The following is a 17,899-nucleotide window of genomic DNA, read 5'->3' as shown; positions in this document are numbered from 1 at the left end:
GAGATGGCCGTTTCGATTTCAGATACAGATGTCGATGACGACGCCGATTTCGACGAGACGCACGAAATCAACGTCACGCCTTTCATCGACGTCATCCTCGTTCTCCTGATCATCTTCATGGTCGCGGCGCCGCTGTCGACAGTCGATCTGCCGGTCGATCTGCCGACGTCCACCGCGACGCCGCAGAAGAAGCCGGACAAGCCGACCTATGTCAGCATCAAGCCGGACCTTGCAGTTGCGATCGGCGAGACGCAGGTGAAGCGGGTCGATCTGGTTCGTTCGCTGGACGCAATGCCAGACGCCAGCAAGGATCGTTTTATCTTTCTGCGCGCGGACCGTGCTGTGCCCTATGGGGAACTGATGTACGTGCTGGAATTGCTGCGGGCGGGGGGCTATTCGAAGATCAAGCTGGTGGCGCTCGAAGGCGTGCCCGACGCGGCGACACAGGGCGGCGCGCCCGCGGGAAGCGCGGCAAGACCGTAGGCAGTGCGACAATTGGGATGAGCTATCTCGATACCGAGCCAAGAGCTTCGCGGCGGCTGTGGATCTCCGCAGCCGCGGTCGCGATTGCGCTCCATCTCGGCGGGGCGGCACTGGCGGTCGCGCATCTGCAGACCGACGACTTGGACGAAGATCTGGGGGCGCCGGCTATCGAGATCGGCCTGGAGATAATGTCGTTGCGGGCAGAACCATCGGATCTGCCACCGGGGCCCGATTCCGAGGCGTCGGTGGCGTCTCCGGCTTTGGCCGAGCAGAAGGCGGAGATCAAGGAAACCGACCTGCCCAAGGATACGCCGAACGAAGCCGAGAATGCGGACCGGGTGGTGACGCAGAACGAGGTCAAGAAGCCGGTCGAGGAAGAGGTCAAGATGGCTGCGGTGCAGACCTCGGCCTCCCAGGAATCGGTCGCCGCCGAGGCGACCGCCACGCCGAGTTCGGATGCCATCCAGAAGGGCCCGCGTTCGGTGGCCCAGGGCACCGGCGCGACGGCCCGTCGGGCGCGCGCCACCTGGCAGAAGGAACTGATCGCTCATCTCGATCGGCACAAGCGGTATCCGACCGACCGCGCCCACAAGACGGCCGAGCTTCTGGTCGGCTTTGCGTTGGACCGGGTGGGTCGCGTGCTTTCGGTGAGCATCGTCAAGGGATCGGGCGACCCGGCCTTCGACGAGGCGGCGCTGGCGATGGTGCGGCGCTCCGACCCGGTGCCGCAGCCGCCGCCCGTGGTTGCCGACGAAGGATTAAACTTCACGCTGCCGGTGATCTTCCGGGTCAAAGGCAAGGGCTGAGGTCGTCACGGAGCCAAGGTCGGCTCACCCCCAGAAATACCGGATGGCGACATAGACCACGCACAGGCAGGCGAAGATCAACGCCACCGGCAGGCGCGGCTTTTCGGAGCTGCCGGCGGCGGCTGCATCCGAGGGGGCGGACTTCTTCGGCTTGGCTGTTGGCCGGCGGAAGGCGGTTACGTTGCCCGCGACTGGCTCGTTCTGGCGCGAGGGAACTTCCGGGGGCGTCCCGGCGCCGCCCATCTCTTCATAATAGGATTTATAGACGAGGTTGATGGTGGTTTCGGTCGCCTCGGCGTCGCCCATTTGCTCGAGTAGCTTCTTGTAGGTGGCGAGGAAATTCTGGGCTTCCGAGGGCAGGGCGGACAAACCGTTCAGCTTGGCCATCATTTTCCAGGTTGCGAAATCGGCGCGGGCCCGGGTGTCGGCGCGTCGCGCGATCAGCATGTCGGCAGCTTTGACCAACTTGTCCTCGGACCCGTTCGGCGGTTGTTCGACTTCAACTACACATTCCCGGTCACAGCGAGAACGAACGCAATCACATAACCGGTCAACATTCGCAGTATCCTTGAAATAACATCAAGATTGAGACCGAACTGCGAACCCGCAAGGGGGAGCAGGATCAGAATCCCGATCAGGATCAGCATTCCGACCGGCTCGAGCCGCGCGAGGGGGATCGCCAGCGCCCGCGGCAACAGCCCGACTGCGACCCGTCCGCCATCGAGCGGAGGGATCGGCATCATGTTGAACACCGCCAGCACCGCGTTGACCAGGACGGTGTTCTTGAGGTTGTCGGCGATCCAGGGTCCCGCATTTGGCGGCACGAACGGCAGGGCGTGGGCGCAAGCTGCCGCAACGAGTGCCAGCAGGATATTGGTCGCGGGGCCAGCCAGCGCCACCCAGACCATGTCGAGGCGGGGATTGCGCAGGTTGCGGAAATTCACCGGCACCGGCTTGGCGTAGCCGAACAGGAACGGCGAATGTGACAACAGCAGGAACGCCGGCAGGATCACGGTGCCGAATAGGTCGATGTGCCGGAGCGGATTGAAGCTGACACGCCCGAGCTGCCAGGCCGTGTTGTCTCCGAGCCGATGCGCGACAAAACCATGTGCCGCCTCATGCAGGGTGATGGCGAGCACCAGTGGAAGCACCCACGCCGAGACGTCGTAAAGGGAAAGATTCACGCGTGTCAGGTTCCGATTCGCCGGCACATTAGCATGAGGCAAACATGAAGGAATGCCCTCGGCATGTTGCGCCAAGCCATCCTTGAGCCTCGCTCAGCCGATCTTCTCCGAGACCCAATGTTCGGTCGGCGCAAAGACGTTGCGATCGTCGAAAGTGGCGAGCGCGACGCCAGCGGCCGTTTCCGTTCCGGCGCGCGCACATTGAGCGGTTCGCCCTCGCAGGAAAACCGTCCGCGCCACAGAGACAGCCGCCGGTCTGGGCCATGGCTCGATCAGTAGGTCGCCCGGCCGCCGGAAATATCGAACACGGCCCCGGTGGAAAAGGCGCAGTCTTCCGATGCCAGCCATGCCACCATGGCCGCGACTTCCTCGACCAGGACGAACCGCGCCTTCGGGATCTTCGACAGCATGAAGTCGATGTGCTGCTGGGTCATCTGATCGAAGATCGCGGTCCGCGCCGCGGCCGGGGTCACCGCATTGACCAGAATGTCATGCTGCGCGAGTTCCTTGCCGAGCGACTTCGTCAACGCAATCAGGCCGGCCTTCGAGGCCGAGTAATGCGCCGCGTTGGGATTGCCTTCCTTGCCGGCGATCGAGGCGATGTTCACGATGCGCCCGTATTTCTGGTTGAGCATGGTCGGCACGATCGCCTTGCAGCAGAGGAAAGGGCCGTCGAGATTGATGCGCAGCACCTTGCGCCATTCCTCGAAATCGGTCTCCCAGACCGTCTTGTTGACGCCGGCGATGCCCGCATTGTTGACGAGAATGTCGACCTTGCCGAACGCTGCGACTGTCGCATCGCGCGCCGTCTCGACCGCGGCAGGATCGGTGACGTCAACGTTGAAGGCGCTTACGGCGCTACCGATTTCACTGGCCGTCTTGTTCGCGAGCGGCGCGTCGTGATCCCAGATCGCGACCTTGGCGCCGGACGCGACGAACCGTTCGGTAATCGCACGGCCAAAGCCCTGCGCGCCGCCGGTGACGACCGCACAGCGCCCGTTCAGATCGATCTTGTTCATGGGAAGTCCTCTCCTCTGTTTTCCCTCATGGTGAGGAGCCGCGCGAGCGGCGTCTCGAACCATGAGGCCCCGCTGCTCCGATCCGGGCCTCATCCTTCGGGACGCCGCTTCGCGGCTCCTCAGGATGAGGGGCTCTTACAGTGTCCAGCCGCCGTCGATGACGTGTGCAACGCCGGTCGTAAAGGAGCTCTCGTCGCTGGCAAGATAGACGGCGAGCAATGCGATTTCCTCCGGTGTGCCGAGCCGGCCCATCGGTTGTCTCGCCACGAACATCTCGCGCCCGTCGGGCCCGATAGCGGCAGCTCGCTCCAGCATCGAGGGCGTCTCGATCGTGCCGGGACAGATGCAGTTGCAGCGGATGCCCTTGGTGATGAAGTCCACGGCCACCGCCCGCGTCAGCGCCGCCACGGCGGCCTTGGTCGCGCCGTAGACATAACGGTTGGGCGCCGCCTTGAACACGCCGGCGGCGGAGGAGATGTTGACGATCGATCCGCGACCCTCCTGCAACATCCCGGGAAGGAACGAGCGGATCGTACGGTGCATCGACTTGACGTTGAGGTCGAAGGAGAAGTCCCAGTCTTCATCGGAGCAGTCCAGCACCGTGCCGTGGTGCACGAAACCCGCGGCGTTGAGCAGGATATCGACCGTGCCGACGCGCTTGGCAGCGGCCGCTACGGCGGAACTGTCGCGCGCGTCGAGCCGCGCCACCTCGGCAACGCCCTCGTTCTTCAGCGCGGCCAGGCCCTTCTCGTCGACATCGGTCGCAAAGACGGTGGCGCCTTCGCGCGCAAATGCGACGGCGCAAGCGCGGCCGATGCCGGCTGCAGCCGCCGTCACGAAAGCGCGCTTTCCCTTGAGGCGGTCTGACATGTTGTTCTCGTTCTCCCAAGATTTCGCGGAAAGTCTGGCGTCATTGCGGGCGCAGCGAAGCAATCCGGAAATGCCGCCGCGGAAAACGGGCTAGACTTCCTCGCTTCGCTCCTTGCAACGACGCTGACAATCAATGATTGTCGCGCGCCACGCGGAACGTGCCGGCGACGTTCTGGTAACGCGTGGCTAGCTCCATGCACGCACCGGTCGCCTGTTGCCCGACCGTTGCGCGATAGAGCTCCTGCCACGGCGTCTGGTTGGGCGGGTGCGGGAAGCCGCCCTTGGCCTTCAGGTCGGCGCGGCGTCGCTCGAGCTCCTCGTCCGAGATCAGGATATTGGCCGTACCCCTGTTGAGGTCGATGCGCACCCGGTCTCCTGACGTGAGGATGGCAAGGCCGCCGTCGGCGGCCGCTTCCGGCGAGGCGTTGAGGATCGAGGGAGAGCCCGAGGTGCCCGATTGCCTTCCGTCGCCGATGCAGGGCAGGGACAGGATGCCGCGCTTAATGAGGGCGGCAGGCGGCTGCATGTTGACGACCTCGGCGCCGCCGGGATAGCCAATCGGGCCGGTGCCGCGGATGAACAGGATGCAGCGCTCGTCGATGTCGAGCGCGGAATCGTCGATCCGCGCGTGATAGTCCTCGGGTCCTTCGAACACGATGGCCCGTCCTTCGAACGCGTTGGGATCCTTCGGATTGCTCAGGTAGCGATCGCGGAATTCCTTCGAGATCACGCTGGTCTTCATGATCGCGGAATCGAAAAGGTTGCCGCTCAGCACCAGGAACCCGGCGTCCTTGATCAGCGGCTTGTCATAGCTCCAGATGACGTCGCCATCGGGTTCTTGCGCATTGCGGCAGTTCTCGCCCATGGCGCGGCCGCTTACCGTCATCGCATCCTCGTGGATGCGCTTGTGCTTCATCAACTCGCGCACCACCGCGGGCACGCCGCCGGCGCGATGATATTCCTCGCCGAGGTAGTAGCCGGCCGGCTGCATGTTGACGAGCAGCGGAATGTGGTGGCCGATCTTCTGCCAGTCCTCGATCGAGAGCTCGACGCCGATGTGGCGGGCAAGCGCATTGATGTGGATCGGCGCATTGGTCGATCCGCCGATGGCGGAGTTGACCGCGATGCAGTTCTCGAACGCTTTCCGGGTCAGGATGTCGGACGGCTTGAGATCTTCCCAGACCATTTCGACGATGCGCCGGCCGGTCTCGTAGGCGATCTGGCCGCGTTCCCGATACGGCGCCGGAATAGCCGCGCAGCCGGGCAGGGACATGCCGAGCGCCTCGGCCAGCGAATTCATGGTCGAGGCGGTGCCCATGGTGTTGCAGTGCCCGATCGAGGGCGCGGAGGAGGCCACGATGTCCATGAACTCCTCATAATCGATCTCGCCCGCCACCAGCCGCTCGCGTGACTTCCAGACCACCGTGCCCGAGCCGGAGCGTTCGCCGTCGTGCCAGCCGTTCAGCATCGGTCCGCCCGACAATACGATCGCGGGCAGGTTCACGGTTGCAGCCGCCATCAGGCAGGCCGGGGTGGTCTTGTCGCAGCCGGTGGTCAGCACGACTCCATCAAGGGGATAGCCGAACAGGACTTCGACGAGACCGAGGTAGGCAAGGTTGCGGTCGAGCGCCGCAGTGGGACGCTTGCCAGTCTCCTGGATCGGGTGGGTCGGGAACTCCATGGCGATGCCGCCGGCTGCGCGAATTCCTTCGCGCACCCGGTGCGCCAGTTCGAGATGGTGACGGTTGCAGGGAGACAGATCGTTGCCGGTTTGGGCGATGCCGATGATCGGCTTGCCGGACTGCAGTTCCTCCCGTGTAAGCCCGTAATTAAGGTAGCGCTCGAGATAGAGCGCGGTCATACCCGGGTTATGCGGATTATCGAACCATTCCCTGGAGCGAAGTTTGCGCTGCTTGCCGTTGCCATCGGAGCCTTGCCCTTTGGAGCCCTGTCCTTTGAAGCCTTGGCCGTTGGTCGCGTTCTTTGTCATTGGTTCTTCTCCCGCAATGCAGGCGCGTTGGCATCAGTCGAGAGCCACGGCTTGCAGCATGCCCAGCCGCGCCCACGCCTCGTGCGCGGACAGGCTGATAGCAGGTCGTTTCCTCGCGCGAGATGTTAGTTGGTAGGACTTGGTAACGCTACCATTTTGTTCGTCCGCCGGCCAATCTTGCCCGGACGGCGTGTCCGCGCGTGGCGCGGCCCCAGCGAGCTTTGGCGTTCCATCACGGCAAATCCCAGATCGACCACCGCTTCGTTCGGGCGGCGGCCTTCGATCGCCTCGATCAACATCGTTGCCGCGTTGCGGCCCATCTCGTAGCGGTTGGTACGCACGCTGGTGAGGGCAGGGACAGCGCAGGCCATGAATTCGAGATCGTTGAAGCCGACGATCGCCATGCGCTCGGGAACGGCGATGTGACGACGTTGGCACTCGAAGAGGACGCCAAGCGCAAGGTCATCGTTGACGCAGAACACCGCTTCGATGTCCGGCGCCTGGGTGAGGAGGTCGGCAAAGAGAGTGCCGCCCAGCGTTGCTGACGTCGCAACCGGAGTGGTGACGATCAGGCGGGGGTCGAACAGATCGGCTTCCTTCATGGCGGCCTGATAGCCTTCGAAGCGACGCTGCACCCGCGGGTCCATCCGCGCGCCCAAAAATCCGATCCTGCGAAAGCCCTGCGTCAGCAGGTGAGCGATTGCCGCCCGGCCGGCTTCATAATGAGAGAAGCCGATCATCATGTCGACGGGATTGGAGCCGAGTTCCATGATCTGGACGATCGGACACTCTGCTGCTTCCAGCATCGAACGCGACTCCGCCGTTTGATCGATCCCGGTGACGATGAGACCGGCCGGCTTCTGCGCGAGGAACAACCGAAGGAGCTTCTCCTCCTGCAGGATGCTGTAGCGGGTGTTGGCAAGCTGAATGCTGTAACGGCCGCCTTCGGAAGCGTCGTAGATCCCGCGCAAGACGTCGGAGAACACATTGTTGGTCAGCGACGGTATCACCACGCCGATGACTTCGGTCCGCTGCGAGGCGAGCGCACGCGCGGCGAGGTTCGGCACGTAACCGAGTTCTCTTGCCGCACTCTCCACCCGTGTCCGTTTGCCAACTGAAAGTGCTTCCGGATTTCGGAAGAAGCGCGATGCGGTGATCGGACTGACTCCCGCCAGCTCCGCCACTTCTGCCAGTCGGATCTTGCCGGACTTGGTGCGCTTTCGTCCCATTTGGGTGCTCTTATCACAGCCGTTCCCGGGAACAAAGGAAGATTGACAGCGCTACCAAAGGCGACTACGAAATATATTGGAAAAACCGCGCAAACTGCCCCAATGTCGCGCAGTTGCGCAGCAAGATCAGGCTTCGAGCCAGCAAAGCTTAAACAAAAAAATGCTTGCGGCGCTCGCGTTCATCGCGGGGGAATGCAGGGAGGAAGTGGATGTCGTCTGTGCATATCCGCGACGTGCGGAAATCATTCGGCAACTTTGAAGTTCTGCACGGCGTGACGATTCCAATCGAGGATGGCGCCTTCGTCGTTCTGGTGGGACCTTCCGGCTGCGGCAAGTCGACCTTGCTGCGGATGCTCGCGGGCCTCGAAAACATCACCTCCGGGACGATCTCGATCGGCGATCGCGTCGTCAATAATGTCCAGCCCAAAGAGCGCGACATTGCCATGGTGTTCCAGAACTACGCGCTCTATCCGCATATGACGGTCGCCGACAACATGGGCTTCTCGCTCAAGCTCCGCGGCGCCAGCGCCAATGAAATCTCCGCCGGTGTCAAGCGTGCCGCGGAAATCCTGGCGCTCACCCCGCTGCTCGACCGTTATCCCCGGCAATTGTCCGGCGGTCAGCGCCAGCGCGTCGCGATGGGGCGCGCCATTGTGCGCGATCCGCAAGTGTTTCTGTTCGACGAACCGCTGTCGAACCTCGACGCTAAGCTGCGGGTAGCGATGCGCACCGAAATCAAGGAACTGCACCAGCGTCTGAAGACCACGACGGTCTACGTCACCCACGATCAGATCGAAGCGATGACCATGGCCGACAAGATCGTGGTGATGCATGACGGCATCGTCGAGCAGATGGGCACGCCACTGGAACTGTATGACCGGCCGGCCAACCAGTTCGTCGCGGGCTTCATCGGTTCGCCGGCAATGAATTTCCTCAAAGGTCAGTTGAAGTCGAACGGCAGCGCCGGTTTCGAAGGTCCGAACGGCGTCAAACTTCCGCTGGCATCGGCGCCCGCCAATTCCGAAGGTCAGCCGGCCGTTTATGGCGTGCGGCCCGAGCACTTCACCATCGCCGATGACGGCGCCGAGGCCGAGATCATTGTGGTCGAGCCGACCGGCTCGGAAACCCAGGTCTTCGCGACGCTCGGCGGCGAGCAGGTCGTCGCCGTATTCCGCGAACGTCACCAGTTCAATCCGGGCGACAAGATCCGGTTGAAGCCAGATCCGTCGCTCGTTCATCTTTTTGACGACACGACGGGCAAACGGCTCAACGCGTAAACTTCTTCAAAAGAGTGTCACAGGGAGGAAAACATGAATGGATTTACCCGCCGCGCGCTGCTTCAGGGGGGGACTGCCCTGGCTGCGACGGGCGCACTGACTGGACCGGCCTTGTTCGATTTCGCCAAGGCGTGGGCGCAAGCCGCGCCGTGGAAGGCGGAGCCGGGTGCCAAGCTCACCGTCATGCGCTGGAAACGCTTCGTGCCTGCGGAAGATGATGCGTTCAACGCAATGGTTGCGGCATTCAAGGCCGCCACCGGCACCGAAATGAACGTGTTCTCGGAGTCCTTCGAGGACGTGCAGCCGAAGGCCTCCGTGGCCGCCAACACTGGCTCGGGCCTCGATCTCGCCTGGGGTCTGCACACGCTGCCGCAGCTATTCCCGGCGCAGGTGCTGCAGCTGAACGACGTCGCTGACTATCTCGGCAAGAAATATGGCGGATGGACCGATGCCGCGGCGGTTACCTGCAAGCAGGGCAACAACTGGCTCGGCATTCCCGTCGCGACCGTCGGCGGCTACATGACCTACCGCAAATCGTCGATGGAAAAGGCTGGTTTCAAGGAATTCCCGAAGGACTTCCCGGGCTTCCTCGAGATGTGCAAGGCACTCAAGAAGAACAACACGCCGGCTGGTTTCCCGCTCGGTCACGCCTCGGGCGACGCCAATGCGTGGCTGCACTGGATCCTCTGGGGTCACGGCGCCTACACCGTCGACAAGGACAACAAGGTCATCATCAACTCACCCGAGACGGTGAAGGCACTCGAATACTGCAAGGCCTTGTCCGAGACATTCATTCCCGGTGTCGCGTCCTGGAACGATTCGTCGAACAACAAGGCGTTCCTGGCGGGCGAGCTGCACTGCACCGCCAACGGCATCTCGATTTATGTCGCGGCCAAGGACGATCCGACCAAGAAGGAGCTCGCGGAAGACACTTATCACGCGCTGTGGCCCGTCGGCCCCATCGGGAAGCCGACTGAACTGCAGCTTTGTGTTCCGATCCTGGCGTTCAAGTTCACCAAGTATCCGAACGCCGCGAAGGCCTTCATTGCCTTCATGCTGGAGAAGGAGAACTACGACAAGTGGCTGTCGGGTGCGCGCGGCTATCTCACCCACACGCTCAACGCTTATGATAACTCGCCCGTCTGGACGGCAGACCCGAAGAATCAGGTGTTCAGCCAGGCCAGCAAGCGCGCGCTTCCCGCTTCCGGCATCGGCACGCCCGGCGAGAAGGCGGCCACGGCGATCGCCGACTTCCTGGTGGTCGACATGTTCGCGAACTACGCCACCGGCGCCAAGGATGCCAAGACGGCGATCGCGGAAACCGAGCGGCAATTGAAGCGCATCTATCGCTGACAGCATACTGGAGCGGACGGCGGGTACCGCCGTCCGCTCCATCATTTCCCTAATCGGGACATCACGCATGGCTGAGATCGCACTAACGCCAAGGCCTCCCAAGACGGAGATCCGCGAGGCCAGCGCGTGGGACCAACTCAAGCACAACCGCAACTGGCTGGGCTTCTGGTTCATGGTGCCGGCGCTGGTGTTCCTGGTCTTCTTTCTGGCCTATCCGCTCGGCCTCGGCATCTGGCTTTCATTTACGGACACCCGTATCGGCCGAGTCGGGCAGTATGTCGGGACCGAGAACTACGAGTGGCTGTGGGATGACGCGATCTTCTGGCTCTCGGTGTTCAACACGCTTCTGTACACCTTCGTCGCGAGCGCGATCAAATTCGGCATAGGGCTCTATCTGGCGCTGCTCTTGAATGAGAACATGCCGTTCAAGGCGATGCTGCGTGCGTTGGTGCTGATCCCCTTTATCGTGCCGACCGTGCTGTCGGCGCTGGCGTTCTGGTGGATCTTCGATTCGCAATTCTCGATCATCTCGTGGTCGCTGAAGCAGATGGGTCTAATCACACAGAACATCAACTTCCTCGGCGATACGACCTGGGCCCGGATCTGCGTGATCTTCGCCAATATCTGGCGCGGTGTTCCGTTCGTCGCGATCACGCTGCTTGCCGGCCTGCAGACCGTGCAGCCGTCGCTATATGAGGCCGCGACGCTGGATGGCGCGACGCGCTGGCAGATGTTCCGCCACATCACCTATCCGTTGCTGACGCCGATCATCGCGGTCGTGATGACGTTCTCGGTGCTGTTCACCTTCACCGACTTCCAACTGATCTGGGCGATGACGCGGGGTGGTCCGGTCAACTCCACCCATCTGATGGCGACCTTGTCGTACCAACGTGCGATCATCGGGGGCCAGTTGGGCGAGGGCGCGGCGATATCGAGCGCGATGATCCCGTTCCTGCTTGCCGCGATCATGGTGTCCTGGTTCGGGTTGCAGCGTCGCAAGTGGCAGCAGGGAGAAAACAATGACTGACCTGCCCACCAGATCCCTCGATCTCAAAGCTGTACTGTCGGGCTCGTCGCCGACAGCTGCGAAGGACGATCACAGCGAGGGTATGAGCTATCTGCAGTCGGTACCGCGCCGGCTGGTGACGCTCTATCTGCCGTTGTCGATCATCGTCATCATCCTGCTATTTCCGTTCTACTGGATGGGGCTGACGGCGATCAAGCCGGACGAGCAACTGCTCGACCTCGACAAGTACAATCCGTTCTGGACGTGGAATCCGACTTTCAAGCACATCTACAAGCTGTTGTTTGAAAGCTATTATCCGTACTGGCTCTGGAACACGATGTATGTCGCGGTTTGCGCCACCATCCTGTCGATCATCGCGAGCGTGCTTGCCGCCTACGCGATCGTCCGGCTCCGTTACAAGGGTGCCAACCTGGTCGGGGGCCTGATTTTCCTCGCCTATCTGGTGCCGCCGTCGATCCTGTTCATTCCGCTTGCCACCGTCGTGTTCCAGTACGGCCTGTTCGACTCGCCGATGGCACTGATCCTGACCTATCCGACGATCTTGATTCCGTTCTCGACCTGGCTCTTGATGGGTTACTTCAAGACCATCCCGTTCGAACTGGAAGAATGTGCCCTTATCGATGGCGCGAGCCGCTGGCAGATTCTGATCAAGATCGTGCTGCCCCTGGCGATCCCGGGTCTGATCTCCGCGTTCATCTTCTGCTTCACGCTGTGCTGGAACGAGTTCATCTACGCGCTGACGTTCCTGCAATCGACCCACAACAAGACGGTGCCAGTCGCGATCGTCAACGAGTTCGTCGACGGCGATATCTATCGCTGGGGCTCGCTGATGGCCGGTGCGCTGGCTGGCTCGCTGCCGCTGGTCATCCTTTACGCCTTCTTCGTCGAGCATTATGTGTCGGCGATGACCGGCGCCGTGAAGGAATGACGTTCCGGCTCTGCGCCTAAGGACGCCGGCTCGTCGGGAAAACAACAAGGAGCTGCCTCTTGCACATTCTGGTTCTGGGGGCGGCCGGCATGGTCGGCCGCAAGCTGAGCGAACGGCTGTTGCGCGACGGGCGGCTGGGCAAGACCGAGATCTCCCGATTGACGCTGCATGACGTGTTCGAGCCGGAAAAGCCCGAGAAGGCGGGGTTTCCGGTGGAAACGGTTGCCGGCGATTTCGCCGTGCCCGGTGCCGCGGAGAATCTCATCGCCGGCCGGCCCGACGTGATCTTTCATCTGGCGGCGATCGTCTCCGGCGAGGCCGAACTCGATTTCGACAAGGGCTACCGCATCAATCTGGACGGCACGCGGATGCTCTTGGACGCGATCCGGCTGGCGGGCGGCGGCTACAAGCCGCGCGTCGTGTTCACCTCGTCGATCGCCGTGTACGGCGCGCCGTTCCCGGAGGCGATCGGCGATGAGTTCTTCCACACGCCGCTTCTGAGCTATGGAACGCAGAAGGCGATCGGCGAATTGCTGCTGGCTGACTATTCGCGCCGCGGTTTTCTCTATGGTATCGGCATCCGTCTTCCGACCATCTGCATTCGCCCGGGTCTGCCGAACAAGGCGGCCTCCGGCTTCTTTTCCAACATCCTGCGCGAGCCGCTTGCGGGCAAGGAAGCCGTCTTGCCGGTCTCCGAGGATGTCCGGCACTGGCACGCGACGCCGCGCTCGGCCGTAGGCTTCCTGCTTCATGCCGGGACGATGGATCTGGCCGCGGTCGGTCCGCGGCGCAACCTGACAATGCCGGGTCTGTCGGCAACCGTGGGCGAGCAGATTGCGGCGTTGAAGCGGGTCGCGGGCGAGAAGGTCGCTGCCCGTATCAGGCGCGAGCCGGATCCCTTCATCGTCGGCATCGTCGCCGGCTGGCCCCGCAGGTTCGAAGCCAGGCGGGCACGCGAACTCGGCTTCACCACCGAAGAGAAGACCTTCGACGACATCATCCGTATTCACATCGAGGACGAACTCGGCGGCAAGTTCGTGGCTTGAGGTCCTGATCCACGCGGGTAGCGCTCATGCCCAGGGTAGCCTCTATCGGCGAATGCATGATCGAGCTGAGGCAGGGGCCCGGCGCCCTGTACACGCGATCGTTCGGCGGCGATACGCTCAATACCGCGGTTTATCTCGCCCGCCTGGACGTCAAGGTCGATTATCTCACCGTGCTTGGCGACGATACCCTGAGCGATGAGATGATCGCTGCCTGGACGGAAGAGGGCGTCGGCACCAGGCCGGTGGTGCGTCTTCCGGGCATGTTGCCCGGGCTCTACATGATCCACACCGATGCCAACGGCGAGCGTCAGTTCTTTCATTGGCGGGAGAATTCGGCCGCGCGGCAATTGATGGATCTGCCGGAGACGGATGATCTTCTCAATTCCTTGCTGAGCTACGATGTCGTCTATCTCTCGGCCATCACCTTGTCGCTCTATGGCGAGAGCGGGCGAGCGCGCCTTGTATCGGCGCTTTCCCGCGCCCGGCTGCTTGGCACCCGCTTTGTGTTCGATACCAACTTTCGCGCCCGCGGCTGGCCTGATCTCAACATTGCGCGGAGCGTGTTCGGGGCGGCGCTCGAGATCGCCGACATCGTGCTGGCCTCGACCGAGGATCTGCTCGCGCTCTATCCCGGCGAGAGCGCGGCCGAGCTGATGGCCCGTATTCCCTCTCCAGAGGTGGTGTTGCGGCTCGCCGAGCCGGCGAGCCTGCTGCGTTTTCCGGGCGGCTCGGCCGAGGTGAGGGCCGAGCCGGTGACTAAACGGGTCATCGATACCACCGCGGCGGGGGACAGCTTTGCCGCGGCCTATATCGCGGCCCGGCTTGCTGGTTCCGACCCGATCGAAGCCGCGCGTGCCGGACATCGTCTGGCGGGTGTCGTGGTGTGCTATCCCGGCGCCATCATCCCCGCCTATGCCATGCCGCTCCGGAAGAGATCCCGCTCCACGGCCCCACGCAAGGCATCGCAATGACGGTTGCTGCAAGACAGAAGGAACTCGCCACGCTGTTCAGGCGGGCCAGGGTCATTCCCGTCCTCACCATCGAGCGGCTCGAAGATGCCGTTCGGTTGGCGGAGGCGCTGGTCGCCGGCGGATTCGGAACCCTCGAAGTCACCTTGCGCACACCGGTTGCGATCGAGGCGGCGAAAGCCATCATCGGCGAGGTGCCGGATGCCGTCGTCGGTATTGGCACCATCCTCAGTCCGAATGATCTGGCACGCGCCGAGGAGCTTGGCGCACGGTTCGGTGTCAGCCCGGGAGCCACGCCCGAATTGCTCAAGGCGGCCGCCGCGAGCACAGTGCCGTTCGTGCCGGGGATTGCCACCGCCTCCGAACTGATGCAGGCGCTCGCGCACGGCTTTGAGCTCGCCAAGTTCTTCCCGGCCGAGCAGGCCGGCGGCATCAAGGGTCTGCGCGCCCTGGCCGGCCCGTTTCCGAACGCGCGCTTCTGCCCGACCGGCGGTATCGGGGAGGCGAACGCGGTCTCCTGGCTGGTCGAGCCCAATGTGGTGGCGGTGGGCGGCTCCTGGCTATGTCCGCCGGCCGAAATCAGGGCGGGAAACTGGACCAGCATAACCGCCATGTGCCAGCGCACCGTCAAATCGCTGAAACCTACGTGAACTCTCCGTTCCGATAGGCTACAAAGCCGGCCATCTCAGACTAGGGAGAATGACCATGACCGCCAGCATCGTCGGATGGGCGCATACGCCGTTTGGCAAGTTCGATACCGAAACCGTGGAAAGCCTTGTCGTTCGGGTGGCGAACGAAGCCCTTAGCGACGCCGGCATCTCTGCATCCGACGTCGACGAAATCGTGCTGGGGCACTTCAACGCCGGTTTCTCGCCGCAGGATTTCACCGCTTCGCTGGTGCTGCAGGCCGACCCGCACCTGCGTTTCAAGCCCGCAACGCGAGTTGAAAACGCCTGCGCAACCGGCTCGGCCGCCGTTCACCAGGGCATCCGTGCGATCGCAGCGGGGGCCGCCAAGATCGTCCTGGTTGTCGGGGTCGAGCAGATGACACGGACGCCGAGCGCCGAGATCGGCAAGAACCTGCTGAAGGCCTCGTATCTGCCCGAGGACGGCGATACGGTCGGCGGCTTCGCCGGCGTGTTCGGCAAGATCGCGCAGGCCTATTTCCAGAAGTACGGTGACCAGTCCGATGCGCTCGCCCTGATCGCCGCCAAGAACCACAAGAATGGCGTCGCCAATCCCTATGCGCAGATGCGCAAGGATTTCGGCTACGAGTTCTGCCGGTCCGAGAGCGAGAAGAACCCATATGTCGCCGGCCCCTTGAAACGCACCGACTGCTCGCTGGTTTCCGACGGCGCCGCGGCCCTCGTGCTCGCCGATGCCGAGACCGCGAAGGCCATGAAGAAGGCGGTCACCTTCCGCGCCACCGCCCATGCCCAGGACTTCCTGCCGATGTCCAAGCGCGACATCCTGCAGTTCGAGGGCTGCACGGTCGCCTGGCAGCGCGCACTGGAAAAGGCCGGCATCGACCTGTCGGATCTCTCTTTCGTCGAGACCCATGACTGCTTCACGGTGGCCGAGCTGATCGAGTACGAGGCGATGGGCCTGACGCCGAAGGGGCAGGGCTTCCGCGCCGTCAAGGAAGGCTGGACGCTGAAGGACGGCAAGCTGCCGGTCAATCCGTCGGGCGGCCTGAAAGCCAAGGGTCATCCGATCGGCGCGACCGGCGTATCCATGCACGTCATGACCGCGATGCAGCTGTTGGGCCAGGCACCCGAGGGCATGCAGCTCAAGGATGCCAAGCTTGGCGGCATCTTCAACATGGGCGGCGCCGCGGTCGCCAACTACGTCTCCGTGCTGGAGCCGGTGAAGTAAGAAGGCGTCGCGCCATGCTCCGCGCCGACGCGGGGCATGGCCGGCACTTATTATCCTTGTTGCCCGGCCTAGAGCTGTATCAGCATGAGCTTCATCACTGGCGTTGGGCTTACCTCTTACGGCAAGCACGAGGGCTCGTCGTCGCTCGATCTGATGAGCGAGGCGGCCGCGCTTGCGATCGCCGATGCCGGCTTGAGGCGATCCGACATCGACGGCATTTTGTGCGGCTACAGCACCGTGTCGCCGCACATCATGCTGGCAACCGTGTTCGCCGAGCATTTCGGCATTCGCCCCTCCTATGCCCATGCGGTGCAGGTCGGCGGCGCTACCGGCCTCGCCATGGCGATGTTGGCGCATCATCTGGTGGATGCGAACGTCGCGCGGCATGTGCTGGTGGTCGCGGGCGAAAATCGCCTGACCGGCCAAAGCCGCGATGCGTCGATCCAGGCGCTCGCCCAGGTCGGGCATGCCGACTACGAAGTATCGCTCGGGCCGACCATTCCCGCCTATTACGGCCTTGTTGCCTCGCGCTACATGCACGAATACGGCGTCACGCAGGAAGACCTCGCCGAATTTGCCGTACTGATGCGCCGCCACGCGCTGGATCATCCCGGCGCGCAGTTTCACGACCCGATCACAGTCGCCGATGTCATGGCATCGAAGCCGGTCGCGCTGCCGCTGAAGCTTCTCGACTGCTGTCCTGTTTCGGACGGCGGCGCGGCCTTCGTCGTCAGCCGCGAACGGACCGGTGAAACTGGAGTGCGCGTGCGCGGCTGCGCCCAGGCGCACACCCATCAGCATGTCACCGCCGCGCCGCGCCTCAGCGAGCTCGGGGCGGAGATTGCGATTGGGCGGGCGAAGGAAGCCTCAAGCATCGCGATCTCCGATGTGCGCTATGCGGCGGTCTATGACAGCTTCACCATCACGCTACTGATGCTGCTCGAGGACCTCGGCCTTGCCGGCCGCGGCGAGGCGGCGGCGCGGGTGCGTGCCGGCCATTTCAGTCGCGACGGCGCCATGCCGCTCAATACCCATGGCGGCCTGCTCAGCTACGGACACTGCGGCGTCGGCGGAGCGATGGCCCATCTCGTCGAAACCCACCTGCAAATGACCGGACGCGCCGGTCCCCGGCAGGTGGCCGACGCGTCGGTCGCGCTTCTGCACGGCGATGGCGGCGTGCTGTCGTCCCATGTCAGCATGTTCCTGGAGCAGGTCAGATGAGCGGCAGCCAAGGCATGGCGGACTGGACCACCGGCGAAGGCGCGATCGTCTACCAGTCGTGCGCATCATGCGGCGCGGTGCAGTATTTCCGGCGTGCTTTCTGCGCAGTCTGCGGCGTGCCGAATCCGCAAACGCGGCGCTCAACCGGCAGGGGCAGGATATATGCGACGTCGCTGGTGTGTCGTGCCGCGACACCCGAGGCCCGCGCCCACGTGCCGTACAACATCGTGCTGGTCGATTGCGACGAAGGGTTTCGGATGATGGCGCATGGCGAGAAGGATCTCGCCATCGGCGATGAGGTCGTCGCGCGTTTCGAGCTGTTCGCCGGACGCCTGGTGCCGCATTTTACGAGGGATCACCGCGAATAGAACAATATGCTGACGATGACGAGCATCGCCGTCACCGCCAGCATATGTGCGAGCGCCTCCGAGGCCGCCCTCTTGGTGGCTCCCTTCATGCCTGCTTCTCCCTAGACTCGGGCATGACTCGTCGCTGCGCCAAGAAGCGCCGACGACGGTCAGTGATTATTACTCGGAACACCCCGCGTCGAGTACTTACCGAGACCACTCCCCACTCGGTAAGTATCGACGGTGCAACCGTCGTTCAGTAATGCGGCGGTAATT

General features: G+C 63.1%; 18 protein-coding genes and 1 pseudogene. 12 read left to right on the top strand and 7 right to left on the bottom strand.

What is annotated here, in order from left to right; translation table 11 throughout:
- Positions 1-3 precede the first annotated feature (3 nt).
- Positions 4-483 (top strand): TonB system transport protein ExbD, encoded by a 480-nt coding sequence (exbD, locus tag HY852_RS20715; protein WP_291606705.1) that lies wholly within the window; start codon positions 4-6, stop codon positions 481-483.
- A 17-nt stretch (positions 484-500) separates the two neighbouring features.
- Positions 501-1,289, top strand: a complete 789-nt coding sequence (locus HY852_RS20710; protein WP_291606704.1) for a TonB family protein — start codon at positions 501-503, stop codon at positions 1,287-1,289.
- A 24-nt stretch (positions 1,290-1,313) separates the two neighbouring features.
- Here the strand turns inward: HY852_RS20710 and HY852_RS20705 are convergent, their stop codons facing one another.
- From HY852_RS20705 to HY852_RS20680, 7 genes and pseudogenes are all read right to left on the bottom strand, one after another.
- Entirely contained in the window at positions 1,314-1,736 is a 423-nt protein-coding gene (locus HY852_RS20705; RefSeq protein WP_291606716.1) for a hypothetical protein, read from the bottom strand.
- A gap of 56 nt (positions 1,737-1,792) precedes the next feature.
- Positions 1,793-2,473: a site-2 protease family protein gene (locus tag HY852_RS20700; protein ID WP_291606703.1), complete on the bottom strand. Its 681-nt coding sequence runs from the start codon at positions 2,471-2,473 to the stop codon at positions 1,793-1,795.
- A 93-nt stretch (positions 2,474-2,566) separates the two neighbouring features.
- Positions 2,567-2,653, bottom strand: a pseudogene (locus HY852_RS27975) (GFA family protein); the annotation flags it as partial.
- Positions 2,654-2,745: 92 nt separating this feature from the next.
- The gene (locus tag HY852_RS20695; RefSeq protein ID WP_291606702.1) at positions 2,746-3,492 is read right to left on the bottom strand and encodes an SDR family NAD(P)-dependent oxidoreductase; all 747 of its coding nucleotides are present in this window, start codon (positions 3,490-3,492) and stop codon (positions 2,746-2,748) included.
- A 135-nt stretch (positions 3,493-3,627) separates the two neighbouring features.
- Complete coding sequence (locus HY852_RS20690) at positions 3,628-4,362, bottom strand: SDR family oxidoreductase (protein ID WP_291606701.1); 735 nt, start codon at positions 4,360-4,362, stop codon at positions 3,628-3,630.
- A gap of 130 nt (positions 4,363-4,492) precedes the next feature.
- The gene (locus tag HY852_RS20685; RefSeq protein ID WP_291606700.1) at positions 4,493-6,352 is read right to left on the bottom strand and encodes an IlvD/Edd family dehydratase; all 1,860 of its coding nucleotides are present in this window, start codon (positions 6,350-6,352) and stop codon (positions 4,493-4,495) included.
- Positions 6,353-6,477: 125 nt separating this feature from the next.
- Positions 6,478-7,581, bottom strand: a complete 1,104-nt coding sequence (locus HY852_RS20680) for a LacI family DNA-binding transcriptional regulator (protein WP_291606699.1) — start codon at positions 7,579-7,581, stop codon at positions 6,478-6,480.
- A 209-nt stretch (positions 7,582-7,790) separates the two neighbouring features.
- Here HY852_RS20680 and HY852_RS20675 point away from each other — a divergent pair, with 209 nt between their 5' ends.
- From HY852_RS20675 to HY852_RS20630, 10 genes are all read left to right on the top strand, one after another.
- A complete protein-coding gene (locus HY852_RS20675; RefSeq protein ID WP_291606698.1) occupies positions 7,791-8,858 on the top strand; it encodes an ABC transporter ATP-binding protein in 1,068 nt (355 codons plus the stop codon).
- 33 nt (positions 8,859-8,891) lie between these two features.
- Complete coding sequence (locus HY852_RS20670) at positions 8,892-10,211, top strand: ABC transporter substrate-binding protein (RefSeq protein WP_291606697.1); 1,320 nt, start codon at positions 8,892-8,894, stop codon at positions 10,209-10,211.
- 67 nt (positions 10,212-10,278) lie between these two features.
- Complete coding sequence (locus HY852_RS20665) at positions 10,279-11,238, top strand: carbohydrate ABC transporter permease (protein ID WP_291606695.1); 960 nt, start codon at positions 10,279-10,281, stop codon at positions 11,236-11,238.
- Positions 11,231-12,166 (top strand): carbohydrate ABC transporter permease, encoded by a 936-nt coding sequence (locus tag HY852_RS20660; RefSeq protein WP_291606693.1) that lies wholly within the window; start codon positions 11,231-11,233, stop codon positions 12,164-12,166. Before HY852_RS20665 ends, HY852_RS20660 begins: the two co-directional genes overlap by 8 nt.
- Before the next feature lie 59 nt (positions 12,167-12,225).
- Positions 12,226-13,212: a D-erythronate dehydrogenase gene (denD, locus tag HY852_RS20655; protein ID WP_291606691.1), complete on the top strand. Its 987-nt coding sequence runs from the start codon at positions 12,226-12,228 to the stop codon at positions 13,210-13,212.
- Positions 13,213-13,238: 26 nt separating this feature from the next.
- Positions 13,239-14,183, top strand: a complete 945-nt coding sequence (locus HY852_RS20650; protein ID WP_291606690.1) for a sugar kinase — start codon at positions 13,239-13,241, stop codon at positions 14,181-14,183.
- The gene (gene eda / locus HY852_RS20645) at positions 14,180-14,830 is read left to right on the top strand and encodes a bifunctional 4-hydroxy-2-oxoglutarate aldolase/2-dehydro-3-deoxy-phosphogluconate aldolase (protein ID WP_291606688.1); all 651 of its coding nucleotides are present in this window, start codon (positions 14,180-14,182) and stop codon (positions 14,828-14,830) included. The genes HY852_RS20650 and eda overlap by 4 nt, the downstream gene beginning before the upstream one ends.
- A gap of 55 nt (positions 14,831-14,885) precedes the next feature.
- Complete coding sequence (locus HY852_RS20640; RefSeq protein WP_291606686.1) at positions 14,886-16,055, top strand: acetyl-CoA acetyltransferase; 1,170 nt, start codon at positions 14,886-14,888, stop codon at positions 16,053-16,055.
- Positions 16,056-16,139: 84 nt separating this feature from the next.
- Positions 16,140-17,276, top strand: coding sequence for a thiolase family protein (locus HY852_RS20635; RefSeq protein WP_291606684.1), 1,137 nt, complete (start codon positions 16,140-16,142; stop codon positions 17,274-17,276).
- Complete coding sequence (locus HY852_RS20630; RefSeq protein ID WP_291606682.1) at positions 17,273-17,644, top strand: OB-fold domain-containing protein; 372 nt, start codon at positions 17,273-17,275, stop codon at positions 17,642-17,644. Before HY852_RS20635 ends, HY852_RS20630 begins: the two co-directional genes overlap by 4 nt.
- The last annotated feature ends 255 nt before the right edge of the window (positions 17,645-17,899 follow it).

It is taken from the genome of Bradyrhizobium sp. (genome assembly GCF_016213215.1).
In the GTDB taxonomy this organism is placed as follows: domain Bacteria; phylum Pseudomonadota; class Alphaproteobacteria; order Rhizobiales; family Xanthobacteraceae; genus Bradyrhizobium.
Note: the sequence above shows the minus strand (reverse complement) of the source record. Positions and strands in the feature narration are given on the sequence as shown.